The 17,721-nt window shown below is 45.7% G+C and carries 12 protein-coding genes; 7 read left to right on the forward strand and 5 right to left on the reverse strand.

The window, feature by feature from the left end; all coding sequences use genetic code 11:
- The first annotated feature begins 7 nt into the window (after nt 1–7).
- Nucleotides 8–1,057 (forward strand): 3-oxoacyl-ACP synthase III family protein, encoded by a 1,050-nt coding sequence (locus ACU37H_RS07575; protein ID WP_472702134.1) that lies wholly within the window; start codon nt 8–10, stop codon nt 1,055–1,057.
- A 197-nt stretch (nt 1,058–1,254) separates the two neighbouring features.
- Here ACU37H_RS07575 and flxB read toward each other — a convergent pair whose 3' ends face one another.
- The 3 genes from flxB to ACU37H_RS07590 all read right to left on the reverse strand — a co-directional run bounded on the left by flxB (nt 1,255) and on the right by ACU37H_RS07590 (nt 4,409).
- Complete coding sequence (gene flxB / locus ACU37H_RS07580; protein ID WP_472702133.1) at nt 1,255–1,983, reverse strand: flexirubin biosynthesis SDR family reductase FlxB; 729 nt, start codon at nt 1,981–1,983, stop codon at nt 1,255–1,257.
- Nucleotides 1,984–2,158: 175 nt separating this feature from the next.
- Nucleotides 2,159–3,706 carry a flexirubin biosynthesis tyrosine ammonia-lyase FlxA gene (flxA, locus tag ACU37H_RS07585; RefSeq protein ID WP_472702132.1) on the reverse strand — a complete coding sequence of 516 codons (1,548 nt, stop codon included), beginning with the start codon at nt 3,704–3,706 and terminating at the stop codon, nt 2,159–2,161.
- Between the two features lie 85 nt (nt 3,707–3,791).
- Nucleotides 3,792–4,409, reverse strand: coding sequence for a helix-turn-helix domain-containing protein (locus ACU37H_RS07590; RefSeq protein WP_472702131.1), 618 nt, complete (start codon nt 4,407–4,409; stop codon nt 3,792–3,794).
- 141 nt (nt 4,410–4,550) lie between these two features.
- On the opposite strand from ACU37H_RS07590, the gene ACU37H_RS07595 reads away from it, so the two are divergent.
- The 6 genes from ACU37H_RS07595 (at nt 4,551) to ACU37H_RS07620 (ending at nt 15,080) form a co-directional block, all read left to right on the forward strand.
- Complete coding sequence (locus ACU37H_RS07595) at nt 4,551–4,937, forward strand: hypothetical protein (protein WP_472702130.1); 387 nt, start codon at nt 4,551–4,553, stop codon at nt 4,935–4,937.
- A gap of 111 nt (nt 4,938–5,048) precedes the next feature.
- Nucleotides 5,049–5,786: a PspA/IM30 family protein gene (locus tag ACU37H_RS07600; RefSeq protein WP_472702129.1), complete on the forward strand. Its 738-nt coding sequence runs from the start codon at nt 5,049–5,051 to the stop codon at nt 5,784–5,786.
- A gap of 11 nt (nt 5,787–5,797) precedes the next feature.
- Complete coding sequence (locus tag ACU37H_RS07605; protein WP_472702128.1) at nt 5,798–6,433, forward strand: NfeD family protein; 636 nt, start codon at nt 5,798–5,800, stop codon at nt 6,431–6,433.
- Between the two features lie 19 nt (nt 6,434–6,452).
- The gene (locus ACU37H_RS07610) at nt 6,453–8,519 is read left to right on the forward strand and encodes a hypothetical protein (protein ID WP_472702127.1); all 2,067 of its coding nucleotides are present in this window, start codon (nt 6,453–6,455) and stop codon (nt 8,517–8,519) included.
- A gap of 236 nt (nt 8,520–8,755) precedes the next feature.
- Nucleotides 8,756–10,150, forward strand: a complete 1,395-nt coding sequence (locus ACU37H_RS07615) for a serine hydrolase domain-containing protein (RefSeq protein ID WP_472702126.1) — start codon at nt 8,756–8,758, stop codon at nt 10,148–10,150.
- Between the two features lie 79 nt (nt 10,151–10,229).
- On the forward strand, nt 10,230–15,080 hold the full coding sequence (locus ACU37H_RS07620; RefSeq protein ID WP_472702125.1) for a DNA repair ATPase: 4,851 nt from the start codon (nt 10,230–10,232) through the stop codon (nt 15,078–15,080).
- A 6-nt stretch (nt 15,081–15,086) separates the two neighbouring features.
- On the opposite strand, the gene ACU37H_RS07625 is transcribed toward ACU37H_RS07620, so the two are convergent.
- Entirely contained in the window at nt 15,087–16,430 is a 1,344-nt protein-coding gene (locus ACU37H_RS07625) for a YopA family protein (RefSeq protein WP_472702124.1), read from the reverse strand.
- A gap of 1 nt (nt 16,431) precedes the next feature.
- Nucleotides 16,432–17,721 carry a glutamate-1-semialdehyde 2,1-aminomutase gene (gene hemL, locus ACU37H_RS07630; protein WP_472702123.1) on the reverse strand — a complete coding sequence of 430 codons (1,290 nt, stop codon included), beginning with the start codon at nt 17,719–17,721 and terminating at the stop codon, nt 16,432–16,434.

Genomic DNA, 17,721 nt, shown 5'->3' on the forward strand with positions numbered 1-17,721 from the left:
CATTAGTATGAATTCGACGATTATAGCCGGCATAGGAAAATATGTTCCGGAGCAGGTAGTAACTAATGAAGACCTCACAAAAGTGATGGATACCAGCGACAGCTGGATACAGGAGCGCACCGGCATACAAGAGCGCCGGTATGCCGCACGCTTTGAAGAAACAACGGCTACACTAGGCGCCAAAGCCGCCAGAGTGGCTATGGAACGGGCGGGCGTAACCGCGTCTGACATCGATTTCCTGATTTTTGCCACGTTGAGTCCTGATTATTTTTTTCCGGGTTGCGGGGTGTTAGTACAACGCATGCTGGGATTGAAAGAAGTGGGCGCACTCGACGTCCGAAATCAATGCAGCGGCTTCGTGTATGCACTGAGCATTGGCGATCAGTTTATCAAAACGGGGATGTACAAAAACATCTTGGTGATCGGTGCAGAGATCCACTCCTACGCACTGGATTTTAGTACCCGCGGACGTAATGTTTCTGTCATCTTTGGCGACGGCGCCGGAGCGGTGATCCTCCAACCCTCGCCCGATAAGGATCGTGGCATCCTGAGTACGCATCTGCACAGCGACGGTGCGGAGGCTGAAATTTTGAGTATGCCTAACCCCGGTTTTCATGCAGGCGTTCATAATCATGCCTGGAAACCACCTGTTCCTGACGCGCCTTACGGCAACTTGTTCATCACGCAGCAACTGTTAGACAAAGAAGATGTCTTCCCTTATATGGACGGACAAGCGGTGTTTAAGAGAGCGGTGGTGAAAATGCCCGAGGTCATTTATGAAGCGCTACATCAAAATGGCTACACACCGGAGGACCTGAAACTGTTGGTGCCTCATCAGGCAAACCTTCGCATTGCACAATTTATCCAGCAGCAACTCAGGCTCAGGGATGACCAGGTATTCAATAATATTCAAAAGTATGGGAACACCACAGCGGCGTCGGTGCCGTTAGCATTGTGCGAAGCCTGGGAAGCGGGGAAGGTTCAAGAAGGCGACCTGGTTTGCCTGTCGGCTTTTGGAAGTGGGTTTACCTGGGCGAGCGCCCTGATGAAGTGGTAAAGGTTAAAGCGTGGAAAACAGGGAGAAGCGAGTGGCATGGTGTCAAGCGAGGCTCGCTGTTCAGCAGGAGAGAGCCGGTTACAAAAATACCCCGGGAAGGGTCGGCCCAGCAGCTTCTGGCGCTTTAGTAGCGAGTGGTTCCTGTTGTAACATTCGATAATAGTTTTGACACCTAGGGATGCAGATGATAGTTTCCCTTAAGTATACAATCCGCCGTTTACAGAAAGCACCTGGCCCGTGATATAAGCAGCTTCTTTCGTTACAAAAAAGCCGACGGCATGGGCTACTTCTTCGGGAGTACCAAAACGATTGGCCGGAATCAGTTGTTTCATCTGTGCTTCGTCCACATCAACGGTCATGTCGGTTTTAATAAAGCCCGGCGCGACCGCATTTACCGTAACATTCCGCTTGCCTGCTTCCTGTGCGAGCGCCTTGGTGGCGGCAATGACCCCGCCCTTAGCAGCTGAGTAATTGGTCTGACCAGCCAGCCCCTTTAAACCGCTCAGCGACACCACATTCACAATCCTTCCATAACGCTGGCGCAACATACTATTGACGATGATCCTGGTCACATTGAAAAACCCACCCAGACTGGTGTCCAGCACGTTATCCCATTGCTCGTCTTTCATCCACATCAGCAATACATCGTCCTTGATGCCGGCGTTGTTGACCAAAACTTCAATTATTTTATCGGAATTGGCTTCTATCCAGCCGTTCAGTACGGTTTGTACCTCGTCGCGATTGGCTACGTCAAACTGCAACAACGCTCCATCACTACCCGCTGCTTTCACCTCAGCCAACGTTTCCGCGGCTTTCTGCTGATTGCCTTTGTAATTGATCAATACATAATAACCCATCGAAGCAAGCTTGATGCAAATGGCTCTTCCTATTCCCCGGGAGCCGCCTGTTACTAAAGCACAGTTCATTTTTGATTTCTGATTTGGGATGTCTGATTTCTCATCTGGGCAACGCACCTCGTCAACCAAACATCGTATATAAAGGATGATTTATATTCTGCAGCACAAGAGTGCGACGCCCGTCCGAACGGGTCTTCCGGGCCGACAATACCGACACTATCAAGTCTTCAGCCGGTAATATCATTTAACCAACCACTGTATCCGGCGCATTCGCTTCCAGCCAGGTTCTCACCTTAGCCAGGCTTTTATACAACGGACCATCTTCTACAAACTTTGGAAAAATATTTCGCAACGCACTGTAAATAGCTTTTGTCTTAGCAGACATTTTTTCCTGGCAATCGAGGTAATCCACCGCCTGTAAAAGGGTCATGGCTTGGATGGAAATGATTTCATAACTATTATCGATCACCTTTTTCGTCAATTGCGCCGCGTTGAAGCCCATGCTCACGATATCCTGATTGTCGTTATTGTTCGGGATACTGTGCACATACATCGGGAATGACAATGTTTGATTTTCAGCCGTTGTAGAGGTGGCAGTAAACTGAATACCCTGCATACCAAAATTCAGTCCCAAAACGCCGAGATTTACAAATGGCGGAAACTTCTGATTCAACCGGCTGTTCAAAAAATAATTTAACTGGCGCTCGCTCAGCATGCTCAGCTTGGTAACGGCAATCTTGATCTTATCCATTTCAAAGGAGACATAATCTCCGTGAAAATTTCCGCCATGGAAGATGTTCTGATTGGCCACATCCACCACCGGGTTATCATTTACTGAATTCAGTTCATTCACCACCGTCTCTTCCGCATGCATCAGCGCGTCGTATACCGGGCCTAACACCTGGGTCACGCATCGCAGTGAATAGTATTCCTGCACTTTATCTTCAAACACATCGTGCTGAATATTTTCAGGATTGTATAAATATTCAGAGCGGCTGCGGATCATCTGGCTGTCCTGCAGGATATTCCTGAAGGCTTCCGCGATATGATTTTGTCCTTTATGATGCTTAACGATATTCAGTTCGTGAGAGAAATGATCATCATACACTTCCATTAACTCGTTGGTGATGGCAGAAAGCATGATGGACCAATCGAGCAATTTGTGGGCGCGGATAATATTCAGCAGGCCGACCCCTGTCATAGCCGAAGTGCCATTGATCAGAGAAAGCCCTTCGCGGATATGCACCTGCAACGGCTTCAGCCCGGCCAGTTCAAAACCCTGGGCCGCCGGCATCAGCTGCCCCTGGTACCACACTTCCCCTTCCCCTATGATACCCAGTGCCAGGTGGGCCAATTGTACCAGGTCGCCACTGGCGCCTACCCCGCCGTGCTCGTAAATGCAAGGCACGAGGTCGGCATTGATCATAGCGGTCAGAAGCCCGACGAGCTCCATATGCACCCCTGAGTATCCCTGTAAATGATTGTTTAATCGCGCGATCATCACAGCCCGGCCCAATAGCGGATTGAGTACGGTGCCACCGCCGCTGCTGTGGCTTCTGATAAGATTGTATTGCAGCTGAAGAATATTCTCATCACTGATCTTGTATTGAGCCATCGGCCCGAAGCCGGTGTTAATGCCGTAGATCAGTTTATGGTTCGAAAACTGCTGTAAAAAATTGAACGAGGCCTCAACACGCTCCCTGGCTGCATCGTCAATGGTTATCGGCTTTTTATATAAAAGGATTTCTTCAAAATCCTTCAAGGACAGCTTACTACCTCCTATTTTTATCATTTCCAATAGAATTATTTAAACAAGGTAACAAAAGAACAAAATATATGGGTGGCAGCAAAAAATAACTTTACTTTCAGGACCGGGCCTAAGACACCCTTTCCTCCAGGTCTCTGAGTCTGCGTTTAATGTCCTCGATCTCTGTGTGAATATCTGTAGCCGCTCTTTCAATCGGCTGGTAATAGCCCAGGACAGTGAATATACCGGAGAGCTTTGCCAGCGGAATCTTGTGATTCCCTATGACGATCACATCTTTTTCTACTTTTTTCCGGCGCGCCACATACATGGCTTCGGGCGTAACAATCACCTGCGGCAGCTCCTCGCGGAGCTCATCTTGCTTTGCTAATATTATTGGATTATTGTTGGTCAACTCGTCAACTGTAATAGCACCCCGTATGCTAATCCACTTTGCATTTACGGGAAACAGTGAAGCGGGAACACCAGAATCCGGCAACGAGGTCTTTTCAATGGACGGGAGTTTAAAATTAGTCAAATCGTTAACAGTGAGCTTTTTACCGATCAGATCGTCCATGCTAATCTCGAAGATCTGTGAAGCCCTGGAAAGGGTTTCGATCTTTGGCTCCGCCCTTCCTTCTTCATAAGAGCTAACCGCTGCTCTTGTCAGCCCCAATATCTCCGCAAGGTGTTGCTGGGTATAGTTCTTAAGGCTTCTGATCTTTTTGATATTACTGCCAAAATAGGACATACTTGCTCCTTTTACTGCAAATATATATAACAAAAAAGCAAATTAGAATAACAATATGCTAATATTTGTGCTAATAATATTTGCATAATTCATTTTTTATTGTATCTTTGGTTTAACATTAACTACTTAAACAAACAAACTATGGAAAAATGGTTCGGTAAGGTAAAGAACTACGTTACAGAGCTTGACTACGAAATTCTATATGAAAATGAGGCAGACGGGATCATGGTCATAGACAAGCAGGAAAACGGCATTCACAATATGGTACTGGGTGTCGCAAATCCCATCCTGATTGTGGAGCAGTATTTATTTGACTGTAAAGACGACGCTGTCTATCGCGAATTACTGATTAAAAACCGGGACATCGTCCACGGAGCTTTTGTCCTGGATGAAACCGGCACTAAAGTGATCTTCAGAAATACGCTGCAGGTAGAGTCGCTCGACAAAAGAGAACTCGAAACCACGATCAACTCGTTGTCACTCTTACTTTCCGAATACTCCAACGAAGTTTTGAGATTCAGCAAATGAGGTCTGCAACAAGTGCTATGCTATAAAGCTAAAGACGCGCTGCCTGCTTTAGGATACAGTCGTCAAATGAAGCTGCAATCATCCATTTCTTAACAACTAAATTCAAATGCAATGAATATTTTTAAAAGACTCTTTAAAATCGGCCAGGCCGAAACGCATTCAGCCATTGACAAGCTGGAAGACCCCATCAAAATGATTGAGCAGGGAATCAGGGACCTGCACACCGAACTGGACCAGGCTAACCGGGCATTGGCAGAAGTGAAAGCGATGCACATCCGCCGCGGAAATGAGCTGAAGCAATACCGCGAAGACCAGGGCAGCGTTCACAACAAATCTGTGCTGTTGCTCAAAAAAGCACAGGAAGGCGTGATTCAAAATGACGAGGCTGATCAGCTGGTAAAAGAAAATCTCAGAAAAAAATCAGATATTACGAAAAAGATCGCTAACGCTGAACAGGAAGTGGCATCGCTGAGCCAGCAAGTCAACGGCCTGGAAGCAAATGTGATAAAGATCAAAGCCAGTATTGCGCAATGGGAAAGCGAGCTTAAAACCTTACGGGCCCGCGTAAAGGTCAGCAATGCCACGCAAAAGATCAACAAACAACTGATGAAGATGGATTCTAACAGTGTTGCTAACATGCTGGAGCGTATGAAGGATAAAGTGCTGGATGAAGAAGCGCTGGCGAGCGCTTACGGCGCCATGAATCAAAAAGAAGAAAGCCATGACGAAAAAGTAAACAAGATCATTGAAGATATTTCGGTGGAAGACGAGCTGGCTCAATTAAAAAATCAATTGGGTATCAGCACCGGACCGGATCAAGCCAATAACAACACCGCTAACCCGTCTTAATCATTACGAATATGCAGGAGTTTATTCACGTTGCCTTTTCTAAAGTGAACTTTGTGCCCACATTGCTGGCCATCTTGTTTGCCATCTACTGGGTCATCACCATCTTTACCGGCCTGGATATAGAAGTGGCCGATGCGGATGTAGATGTAGACGGCGACACGCATCATCCGGACACGCAACACAGTGGGGACGGCGCCTGGGATAGCATACTCAAATTCTTTTATATCGGTGAGCTGCCTATCTTATTTATCCTTTCGCTGGTGAGCATATTCATGTGGCTGATCCTCGTGAATATCACACCTTTGCTGGGATGGGAAGACCGATGGATTGGCTTTGTTCTTTACCTGCCTGCATTTATTGTCGCACTGCTGCTGACCAAACTGATCGCGATGCCGTTCCTGAAATTATACCGCATGTTCAATCACAAAGGTGAAGAAAGCATCGACTTCATCGGCAAGGTAGGCACCGTGGTCGCGCGTGTAAGACCTGATCAGATCGGGCAGATCGAAATCAAACATGCGGGCGATGTCATCCGCGTCTACGCCCGGTCCATGACCGAGGAAACCTACCAGTCCGGCCAGCAGGTGATTGTGCTGGAAGCGTCGCCTGATGAGAAATTTTATTTTGTTCAATCCTACACACTATAATTTCCAAACTATCCATTTTATGAACTACTCATTTTACATTACTGCTGCTTTCCTGGTGCTCGTCATCATTGGTCTTATCTTCTGGCTGATCTCTATGTATAAAAAGATCAGTCAGGGTAAAGTGCTGATCCGTACCGGTCAGGGTGGCGTCAAAGTATTCTTCAACGCCGGCCTGGTTATTCCCATTCTCCACAAACAGGAGATCATGGATATTTCTGTAAAGAAGCTCGACATTGAGCGCATGGGCAAAGAAGGCCTGATCTGCAAAGACAATATGCGTGCAGATATCAAAGTTGCCTTCTTTGTACGCGTGAACAAATCGGTCGATGATATTATCAACGTCGCACAAACCATTGGTACCGACCGCGCTTCGTCGCACGAAACACTCACCGACCTGTTTGAATCCAAATTCTCTGAAGCCCTGAAAACAGTGGGTAAAAAATTCGACTTCATCGAACTGTATGAAGCACGCCGCGAATTTCGTGAAGAGATCATCAACATCATCGGTACAGACCTCAACGGTTATGTGCTGGACGACTGCGCCATCGATTACCTGGAACAAACCAGGGTGGAGCTGCTGGACAGGGAGAATATCCTGGATGCAGAAGGGATCAAGAAGATCACCGAACTAACAGCGGTGCAAAACATCAAGTCTAACCTGATCCGGAGAGACGAAGAACGTACGATCAAGAAGCAGGACGTGGAAGCCCGCGAAGCGATCCTGGAACTGGAGCGTCAGTTAAAAGAAAAAGAAGAAACACAACGCCGGGAAATTGAAAACATTAAAGCCCGCGAGCAAGCTGAGATCGATTCCGTAAAAGAACTGGAGCGGCTGAAGGCAGAACGCATCCGCATACAAACCGAAGAACAGTTACAGATCCAGGAAGAGAACAAGCTGCGCCAGGTGATTATTGCCGCTAAAAACAAAGAGCGCGCCGAAGCCGTAGAAACAGAGCGCGTGCTGAAAGACAAGTACCTCGAACTGACCGAGCGCGAGCGTGTAGTTGCTTTAGCCGGTATTGAAAAAGACAAGGCCGTTGAAATCGAAAAGAAAAACATCCAGGATGCCATCCGCGAACGCGTTGCACTTGAGAAAACCGTAGTGGAAGAACAGGAGAAAATCAAAGACGTACAGGTGCTGAAAGAAGCGAATCGTTTGAAAGAGGCTGCGATCATCAAGGCCAGCCAGGACGCGGAAGCTAAACTGATCGAAGAAGTGAAGAAGGCAGAATCTCTGGAAAAAGCCGCGACCCACGAAGCTCAGAAAGTGTTGATAGAAGCCAACGCCCGTAAAGAGGCTGCAGGTAAGGAAGCAGAAGCCAGAAAAACAATAGCCGACGCGAAAGCAAAAGAAGAAGCCACTGTTGGTCTGTCAGAAGCACAAGTGATGCATGCAAAAGCAGAGGCGATGGAAAGACAAGGCCTGGTTGATGCAGAAGTGATCGCCAAGACCGCTATTGCCGAAGCCGCGGGCATCGAAGCGAAAGCGGAAGCAAAACGTAAAGAAGGTCTGGCAGAAGCCGAAGTGATCAGAGAAAAGATAGTGGCTGAGGCAAAAGGTATTGAAGAAAAGTCTCAGGCTATTAAAAAACTGAATGATGCCGGCAAAGATCACGAAGAGTTCCGTCTCACTTTGCAAAAAGAAAAAGAAGTGGAACTGGCGGGCATCCATATTCAAAAAGATATTGCCGAAGCGCAGGCGTCTGTATTGGGTGAAGCGTTTAAAAACGCGAAGATCGATATCGTTGGCGGAGAAAACACCTTCTTCGATAACGTGGTACGCCAGATCTCCAATGGTAAAGGGCTTGACAAGCTGATCGACAACTCTTATCATCTTTCGCAGTTGTCGGATAACCTGCTGGGCGATGGCAACGGCGCAGAGGACGTGGTAATGAAGATCCGCAACATGGCTGAAAAATATGCGATCAGCAGCGAGGATATAAAAAACCTGTCCATCTCCGCCCTGATTGCGCGCATGCAATACGGCGCATCCGGCGCGGACAAAGGCTTCCTGGGCAACCTGTTGAACTTTGCCAAAAGCATGGGCATCGAGGGGAAAAAGCTGGGACAGGTGAGGTCGAATTAACAAGGTCACAAGGAAAAAGGTTGAAAGGTTGACAAATTGATGGATGGTGGAGTGTTGTCTGTCAGTTGCTGAATACTTGTAACCGCAGATACTCTTCCTACCGGGCGAAGTAAAACGAAGTCGAGGAAACTCTATGTTATAGAAGAGATGCCTCCACTCGCTTGACTTGAAGAAAAAAAGCTCGGTCAAAACGACAATGAAGCGTAAATATTGGTTAACGTGATATAAAAGTATCAATGAAGAAATTAGCTTCTTTTCTGATTACATCTTTTGTGGTACAGGTACTATTTGCCCAAACTGAAAACTATACAATTGCAATAGACAGTTTTCAATCCCGCTACAACACAGAAAAGTATGATGATATATTTAACAGTTTTTCGGGGGAAATGCAGCAGGCTTTGCCTCTTGACAAAACAAGGGCATTCTTTACCGGTCTGAAATTGCAGGCCGGTAAAATAAAGAGTTATGAGTGGATCCAATTAAGTGAAGAAGCACAAGCTTCTTTCAAAGCGACTTTTGAAAAAGCGATCTTCTCGATACTTATTACTCTTGATGCGCAGAATAAGATGAGTGGTCTTTTGATAAGACCTTATATCGAACCTGGCCAAAGAAGAAAAGAGCCGGTCAATGTGTTGACAGGCATACCGCACGAAGTAGCGCAGCATATCTTCTCCAACCTGAAAGATCTGCCTGACAAAGCTCAGGTTTCCATAGCGATCATTCAAAATGGCAGCACAGACTTTTACGGCATCCTTAATGAAAGGGATACGATGAAAACAACCAGCAATCAGAACAGCTTATTTGAAATTGGTTCGATCACTAAGGTTTTGACGGCAACCGTTCTCGCGTCTTTAATTGAAAGTGGTAACGTGAAGGAGTCGGATTGCATCAACCCCTTCTATTCATTTCCTTTTAAAGACAGCACGCAAATAAGCTTTGAACGCTTAGCGAATCACAGTTCCGGGCTACCAAGGCTTCCGGAAAACCTGAATCCCGGGGATCCTCAAAATCCGTATGCAGACTATGGGAAGAGCCAGCTTGAAACCTATCTTCAAACCTTGTTAAGTATTAAGCAAAAAGAACCGGCTTACGCCTACTCTAACCTGGGAGCAGGATTGCTGGGTTATACCCTGGGACTTTCGATGAATACCAGCTTTGAAGCGCTATTGCAAAAGAAGGTCTTCGAACGCTATCACATGGCCAGCTCATCCCTTAGATTTAAGGGTACAAAAAATCCACTCGTTGGCGGCCTAAACCAACGTGGAGAACCTGTTTCTAATTGGAGCTTTGACGTACTGGCAGGTGCCGGCGGCGCCTTATCAACCACGGCCGATCTTGCAAAGTTTGCAGAAGCGCATTTCAACCCTGATGACCGGATACTGGCCCTGACCAGGAAACCCACCTTAAAAGTGAATGACCGGTTACAGATTGGATTGGGATGGCATATCGTACCAGCGGATAACAATAAAAACCTATTTTTTCATAATGGTGGAACAGGAGGTTATTCATCGGCAATAGCCGTTAACACCGACAATAAAACAGCGGTTATCATCTTGTCAAATGTCTCAGGCATTAACAAGGACATCGATGCACTTTGTTTTGAATTGATGGCCCGCATGAATAATGATTAGTTCACCTACCGATGATCGTGTTGAGTTGAATGGGCAACAACAAAACCATCTATTTTTCGCATGTAGAATGCAGTAAATCATGGCAACAACTACTACTCATATACAAATGGACTCAGGCGCTTACGAAGTGATCCTGCAGCGTTTACAGACTCAGAAAAATAAACTGCTGGAAGATATGGCGCGGCTGAACGAGGACCGCAAAGAGGTATTTGGCGCCACCAGCTTTGAACTGCTGGCCAACCTGCGGATCAATACGGCCAATAATTGTATTGCAAAAGACATCATCGCATTGGGCAATAATTGCATCTTTGGTTACAATGTGCAATTTGGTCTGAAGCAGGATATTGACATTGCCGATGTCTTCAGCATCTATCAATTTGACGGCAATGAGTTTGTGGCCCGGGATCTTACTTTATTGCAGGATGATGCTTTCCTGACAGAGTTCAAAAACCTGTATAAATATTTTCGTAACGCATCCTTTTCGCGTTTTCATGTAAAAGACAATTTTCTGTACATGGTCTTTCAGCAAAGCCAGAATGTGCAGGATATAAAAGCCTTTAAATGGCTGATCGAAGACGAGCGTCTCCGGTTCATGGACGCGAGGAGCGGTTCGGAAGTGAAATATCCCCTTCAACATGAGTTTGAATGGACGAAGGCCACGAGGGATATGCAGCGGACGGGAAAGAATCCACATGTATCTATTTTAGACCGGGTGTTTGTAGAAACGATTCATGGAGACCTGTCTATAAAGATCGAGGACAACACGGAATCCGGAAAGGGTATTTACCATGAAGACGTGGAGCAGAAAGACCAGACGCTGGATGATGGCGAGATCTATTTTGCAGACCTTGGCAATATCATCCTGCTGCGCATTAAACCGTACATGGAAACCGAGCGGTTCTTTATTTTTAACGACCGCCTGAAATCCGTTACCCGCGTGGACACGCTGGCAGACGCGGGTTTGCTGCTACCCGAAGAGCAGGGCTTACTGCTTTCCAACGGTTATTATTTGCAAAACGGAGAACATAAGATATTTGACCGGGCGCTTGAAAACCTGCGCTTCCTTTCCCGCATGGACGCGCCCAACGGCGAAGATTTTTTGTATGTATTCTTTGAAGAAAGCAGCAATGATTATGTATTGCTTTCTTATAACGTCATCGAACAAAAGGTGATTACACCGATCTACTGCAATGGCTTTACACTTTTTCAAAATGGTACGCTGGCGTATTTTATTGCTGAAAAAGAGCCAACGCGTCATCACCTGGTTCAAACCTGGAAAACGCCCTTCTCTAAAGAGTTAACATTAAATGAGGCTTTAAGCCAGCATCACTTGTATAAGATCGGTAATAAGCCGATCGTGCAGGGCATGGCAGAGATCCGGGAGCTATTGGTCTTGCTGGATCAACCTGATAATTATGAAGGGCTATATGATGATATCTTCCAAAAGAGCCGTGAGATCTATGACTCCTACTTCTGGATACAGGATCCTACGCATTACCAGTTTGCAAATACCTTAACAGAAATCCGGCAGATCTCGGCCAATGCGATTGAAGAGTTTAAGAAAGTGGTGAAGATGCGGGCCCAGGCCCGGCAATTGATGCAGGAGGCCGCGGAGAAGGTCGATAAGTTGTTGTTTGATGTCCGGACCAAAAAAAAGGAAACACTCCAGGATTATGTCCAGCTGCTCAGTATGTTGCGGATCCTGAAGGGTGAACTGATCGGGCTGAAAAAAATTGCTTACACCGATGTGCCTGTGATTGAAAATCATGAGGCCCTGTTAACCGAAAAGTCAGAGGAATTGTCCAGGGATTGCGTGGAATTTCTCTTGCGCGAAGACGCCTTGCTGCCCTACAAAGAGCAGATAGAAGCGCTACAACAAGCGCTGCCGGAAGCATCGAAGGTAGTAGAGGTCAAAGAACTCGAACAAAGGAGCGGCGAAATCAGTACTGCATTAGAAATGCTGATCGAGATCGTGAACCAGTTGAAAATTGAAGACGCTTCTCACACGACGAAGATTATCGAAAATATCTCTCAGCTTTTTTCCCGGTTGAATCAGCTAAGAAGCCAGTTGAACCATAAACGCAACGAGTTGAACAAGAAGGAATCTGAAGCGGAATTCAACGCACAGATGACCCTGCTGGATCAATCGATCATCAACTTCCTGGACATGGCCGATACCACGGAAAAGGCGGATGAATACCTGTCGAGGCTCACGATACAACTGGAAGAGATTGAAATGCGTTTCGCTGAATGGGATGAAGTGCAGGCGAAGACATCCGAAAAAAGGCAAACCTTGTACGATAGTTTCGAAGCACGCAAGGTGCAACTGCTGGAACAGAAAAACAAAAGAAGCGGACAGTTGCTTCAGGCGGCAGAACGCATCGTATCAGGCATAAAAAACAAAGCTGCCAATTTTCAGTCGGAAGCCGAGATCAATGCTTTCTTCTCTTCAGACTTGATGGTGGATCGCGCGCGCCAGATCGCGCGGGACCTTATGCAGATGGAAGACGCCGCCAAATCGGAAGAGATCGAACAGCAATTATTGGTGGTTCAACAGGAGGCGATTCGCAACCTTCAGGATAAAAAGGAATTGTATGTAGATGGTGCCCAGATCTTATCGATGGGCAAGCATCGCTTTGCGATACAGTCGCAAAATGTCGCGCTCACACTAGCCAATCGTGAGGGAGCGTATTACTATCACATCACCGGAACTTCCTATTTCGAACCGGTCGATCACCCCGAATTGTCCGGCTTGCAGGAAGTGTTTGACCAGGAATACATTTCGGAAAACAAGTTACTGCGAAAAGCGGAATACCTTGCCTGGCGTATCCTCCAGCAGCTTACCGCGCCTACGGCCGTATCTGAAAAAGACTTGCAACAACAAGTAACGGATTATCTCACCTCTCACCCTTCGGAAGGGTACGTAAAAGGAGTCCACGACAAGGATGCATTGCTTATAGCTTATAGCTGGCTGCAACTATTAAACGGATTAGGTGGCTTACGGTTTTTACCCGAAGAGCGCGCCGTCGCAGCAATTTTCTGGCATTACTTAGCCCCTGATGAGAAAAGAAGGATGCAAACAAAAATCGCGGCAGTAAAATTTCTGAAAGATCATTATCAACAGGAAAAGGAAATACAGGCCTTCATCCATGAGGCTTCTCAGAATATAAAAGATTTTCTCCTGTCCGAGTTCCCCGGAAATGCCGCGGATACTGACGCTGCGGCAGCTTTTCTATACACTAACCCTGCCGATAGCGTTCCGGTAGCCCGTAAAAATCATGAAATCTTCAGCGCCTTCAAAAACCATTTGAAATCCGAACTGATCGATAAAAAATATGAGGAGTACCTTGACGAGTTGAGAGACCGGCCCGCCATGCTTTGGGCATTGGTGGAAAGCTGGCTACACCGCTTTTCTGAAAAAGAAAAGGTACTGCTCGCTCCCGACCTGGCTACCGAACTCACTGCTTTGCTTATTGTCGAAGATAACACAAGACTTACTGTTGAAGAGCATTATCAAGAAGTATCCGTTAACGGGATACAATCCATCCCATCTGAAGACAGCAGACCATACTTATTAAATCACTACGAATTAACGCGCATCCTCAAACACTATGATGAATATGTAGCGCCGAAATTCAGAAGATTGCAACAACTGAAAAAACTATTGATCGCAGAAAAGAACCAGGCGCTGAAGCTGGATAATTTCAAAACAAAGGTGCTGACTTCTTTTGTCAGAAACCAGCTGATCAACCAGGTGTACTTTCCGTTAGTAGGCGCCAATTTTGCTAAACAGATTGGTGAAGCGGGAGATGCTAAACGCAGCGATCGTAGCGGCTTGCTGCTGTTAGTATCGCCGCCCGGTTACGGAAAAACGACGTTGATGGAATATATAGCGGACCGCCTGGGGTTGGTGTTTATCAAGATCAACGGACCTTCGCTGGGACACAGCATCACTTCTGTGGATCCCGATGAAGCGAAAGACGCAGCGGCCGCAAGCGAACTAAAAAAGCTGAACCTTGCTTTGGAAATGGGCGACAATGTTATGCTGTACATCGATGACATTCAACACTGCCATCCAGAATTCCTGCAAAAATTCATTTCGCTGGCAGATGGTCAACGGCGCATGGACGGCGTATTCAATGGGATTTCTAAAACCTATGATCTGCGCGGCAAACGTTTCGCGCTGGTAATGGCGGGCAACCCGTACACGGAATCGGGCGATGTGTTTAAAATTCCCGACATGCTGACCAACCGGGCTGACATTTACAACCTGGGGGACATGACGTCTGTGAACCAAGAGCACTTTGAGATGAGCATGCTGGAGAATGCGCTCATGTCGAACACTTACTTCCGGCAACTTTCACAAAGCGGCACTAAAAATCTCCACAAGCTGGTAGGTTACCTAAAGGATCCCGAAAGCAATCTGCCTAATCTGGAGGGCAATTTCTCCGCATCGGAAATACAGGACTTTATCAAAGTGGTGCGGCACGCCCTGCAAGCACGCGATACCGTACTTCAGGTAAACAGTGCGTACACTCATTCGGCCGGTATTATGGACGCATTCCGCGAAGAGCCTCCGTTCAAGCTGCAGGGCTCCTATCGTAATATGAACAAGATACTGGCTGCTATCGTGCCTATTATGAATGCGGAGGAAGTGACGCAGTTGGTGCTGAACCATTATAAAAATGAATCGCAAACGCTTACTAAAGACGCCGAAGCAAATTTGCTGAAGCTGAAAGAACTGATGCACCTGCTTACCCCCGAAGAGGCCGAACGATGGAAGGATATCAAAACCGAATTCAAAAAATACCGGATATTGCAAGGCCTGGGCGACCAGGATCGCTTTGCCCAAATCATTGCGCAAATGAACCAGTTTGTAGAAGGGCTGGAAGGCATCAGGGAGGTGTTGAAGGGGCGAAGAGAAATCTAAAACTGACTACTTTGAAAACTGCTCAATCTTCTTTTTACATCGATTAAAATAAGTTCCCTCATACTTAAAAATAAACAACAAGGCAAATTCGATATACCATATACTTAATTTAAGCGCCTCTACACGCGTTATAGCTTCAACCTTAGTTAGTTTTTTTCTCTTGTCAAGTTGAGAATGAACAATAGCGTTTCTAATCTGCACTATCGCTTCTGGACCATCATTAAATTTATTGTCTCTACGATATTCCTCTAATGCGTTAAGCTCTTTAGGAATTTGAGCTTCACATTTTATTGCAGACAACAAAAGACTTATCTTATTCGATGCCGATATTTTTTTGCTATCTTCACCTATAATAGCTTTGTTCATCTCTACAATTAACCAATTATAAATCAACTCAAGATTTGTCTGTGCCAATATCAAAGCCCCTTCGGCAAAACCAGAGTTATTATTTGCTTCTAGATACCAATGAATAGCCGTTGACAAAAAATCTTCATCATTTTCGTTTAAGTAAAAGGCAAGGAAATTATTCCATAAATTATTAAGCCCTAAAACTGATTTTGAATTGGACCAAGAAAATTTGATTTGAAAAGAATCAATATTTTGCTCGGAATAATTAACCCATACTTGTTTTTTCCCAGAAATTCCATGAGGAAACATTGTTGCTACCCTTCTTCCGTTTACAAATGAAAGATAATCGCTCAAGATTCTCAATATTCGTTTTGTTTCTCCAAAACTAACCCTGCCTTTTTCCGGAATCAATTCACCAGCAGCCAGAAATATATATCCCCCATTTTCATGAAGCATTTCCAATTTGTTTTTGTGGTCAAACTGAAAATCAATATGAATTTTATGCGCTTCCGTTTTTAATATCAGGCGATTTCTTGCAGATCGAACACTTCCCTGCGTTTCCTTTTTAACCAGGTCACCATAAAACCACTTAACATTTGGTAAACAAAAGATTACTTTTTCAACAGAAATCGACCGATCGCCTAAAAGGAAATCATCATCAATTTCACCCTTTATATTAATTTTCGCATCGGTGGTATTACTAAAAACAAAATTGGTTAGACGCCCATATCCAACCAAATCTTCGTTTATATAAAGGGGGAATAATTCATTCGTAGAAAATATATTTTGTATTGATGAAATAAGTTTAGAGTTGCTCTTTTCAACAAGAGCAGCCTTAAACTTCACACCTGAGGTATGGGCCCAGCTAAAAAACACCTCGCCATGAAGCTTAAATTCCTCATCTTTATTTCGTATACGAAAGTCCCCTTGAAATACTTGAATAATCTCATTTGGACTATTCATTTTAATTGGAATTTCTATTATATCACTAATACTTCCCATATCAGATCTCTTCCAAACTTTCTATCACCGCTTTTATCGTGTTATCCAGATCTTGATAAGTTAAGGCATTATTAAGGAACCAGCTTTCATAAGCAGAGGGTGGCAGATAAACGCCCCGCTTCAGCATCGCGTGGAAAAAGGTTTTAAACTTGTCGATATCGCAAGCCGCAGCGCTGGCAAAATCAGTAACAGGCTGTGTTCCGAAATGAAGACTGATCATACTTCCTAAATGATTGATGACATGAGGTTGCCCCCATTCCTTCAACACTTTTTCCAGGCCCAGTTTCAGATATTGCGTTTTATCGTCCAGCTCTTTTAACAATGAAGGATGCTCTTTCAACTCTTTTAACAATGTATAACCGGCGATCATTGCAATCGGGTTACCGCTCAAAGTGCCCGCCTGGTATACATTTCCCAGCGGCGCTATACATTCCATGATCTCTCTTTTACCACCAAAAGCACCGACCGGCATACCGGCGCCAATCACTTTTCCGTAAGTAACAAGATCAGCGGCTACACCGAGCTTCTCCTGTGCACCGCCTAATGCCAAACGGAAGCCTGTCATCACTTCATCAAATATCAACACAATTTTTTCTTCATCACAAATCGTTCTCAGTCCTTCTAAGAAGCCCGATTGAGGAACGATGCAGCCCATATTACCGGCTACCGGCTCTACAATAATCGCTGCTACTTCATCCTTATTTTCGCTCACTAATTGCTTCACCGCATCCAGATCGTTATAAGCACAGGTAAGTGTATCGTTGGCAATGGCCGCCGTCACTCCCGGAACAGTTTGAATATTGAAAGTAGCCACGCCACTACCGGCCTTTACTAAAAATGCATCGGCATGACCATGATAGCAGCCTTCAAATTTGATGAACTTATTCCTCCCCGTGTAGCCGCGGGCCAAACGCAGTGCGCTCATACAAGCTTCTGTACCGCTGCTTACCATCCGGATCAAATCGACATTCGGCACCATCGATTTAATCAATTCGGCCATCTCGATTTCGAGTTCGGTCGGAGCACCGAAGGACGTTGAATCCTGCGCACGATCGCAGATCGCTTTTACCACAGGCCCGTAGGCATGGCCCAATATCATTGGCCCCCATGAGGCGATATAGTCTATGTATTGATTATCATCCTCGTCGTACAAATAAGCACCTTTGGCTTTTTTAATAAACAAGGGTGTTCCACCCACACTCTTAAACGCGCGCACGGGCGAGTTGACACCGCCAGGAATGGATTGTTGTGCTCTTTCAAATAATGCTTTGCTCGATTCGTAACTATACAT

Source organism: Niabella sp. ZPM-14 (genome assembly GCF_055693045.2).

What these genes read in the sequence shown, in the direction of transcription:
- ACU37H_RS07575 (WP_472702134.1), top strand. Translation starts at nt 8, where the DNA reads ATGAATTCGACGATTATAGCCGGCATAGGAAAATATGTTCCGGAGCAG.
- flxB (WP_472702133.1), bottom strand. Translation starts at nt 1,983, where the DNA reads ATGAACTGTGCTTTAGTAACAGGCGGCTCCCGGGGAATAGGAAGAGCC.
- flxA (WP_472702132.1), bottom strand. Translation starts at nt 3,706, where the DNA reads ATGATAAAAATAGGAGGTAGTAAGCTGTCCTTGAAGGATTTTGAAGAA.
- ACU37H_RS07590 (WP_472702131.1), bottom strand. Translation starts at nt 4,409, where the DNA reads ATGTCCTATTTTGGCAGTAATATCAAAAAGATCAGAAGCCTTAAGAAC.
- ACU37H_RS07595 (WP_472702130.1), top strand. Translation starts at nt 4,551, where the DNA reads ATGGAAAAATGGTTCGGTAAGGTAAAGAACTACGTTACAGAGCTTGAC.
- ACU37H_RS07600 (WP_472702129.1), top strand. Translation starts at nt 5,049, where the DNA reads ATGAATATTTTTAAAAGACTCTTTAAAATCGGCCAGGCCGAAACGCAT.
- ACU37H_RS07605 (WP_472702128.1), top strand. Translation starts at nt 5,798, where the DNA reads ATGCAGGAGTTTATTCACGTTGCCTTTTCTAAAGTGAACTTTGTGCCC.
- ACU37H_RS07610 (WP_472702127.1), top strand. Translation starts at nt 6,453, where the DNA reads ATGAACTACTCATTTTACATTACTGCTGCTTTCCTGGTGCTCGTCATC.
- ACU37H_RS07615 (WP_472702126.1), top strand. Translation starts at nt 8,756, where the DNA reads ATGAAGAAATTAGCTTCTTTTCTGATTACATCTTTTGTGGTACAGGTA.
- ACU37H_RS07620 (WP_472702125.1), top strand. Translation starts at nt 10,230, where the DNA reads ATGGCAACAACTACTACTCATATACAAATGGACTCAGGCGCTTACGAA.
- ACU37H_RS07625 (WP_472702124.1), bottom strand. Translation starts at nt 16,430, where the DNA reads ATGGGAAGTATTAGTGATATAATAGAAATTCCAATTAAAATGAATAGT.
- hemL (WP_472702123.1), bottom strand. Translation starts at nt 17,721, where the DNA reads ATGTATAGTTACGAATCGAGCAAAGCATTATTTGAAAGAGCACAACAA.